1 protein-coding gene is annotated in these 231 nt (G+C 71.9%); it reads right to left on the reverse strand.

Going from position 1 to position 231, the window contains the following annotated elements; translation table 11 throughout:
• The coding region (locus R0J87_RS25300) for a hypothetical protein (protein ID WP_498889774.1) at positions 1 to 231 on the reverse strand (231 nt) is incomplete at both ends.

The raw sequence follows: 231 nt of genomic DNA on the forward strand, positions 1-231 counted from the left end.
GGGCCGGCTTCCTGGATGTTGTCGCCGCGGTCGTTGACCAGCGCGCGCACGCGGCCCCATTCGGCGCCGGTGACGAAGATGTCGCCGACCTTCAGCGTGCCGCGTCGGACCAGCACCGTGGCGACGGCGCCGCGGCCCTTCTCGATCTTCGCCTCGACGACCACGCCCTCGGCGGTGCGGTCCGGATTGGCCGCGAGCTCCAGGATCTCGGACTGGAGCAGGATCGCCTCC

The sequence above is a fragment of the Halomonas sp. SIMBA_159 genome (genome assembly GCF_046536035.1).
GTDB classification, from domain to species: Bacteria; Pseudomonadota; Gammaproteobacteria; order Pseudomonadales; family Halomonadaceae; genus Vreelandella; species Vreelandella venusta_A.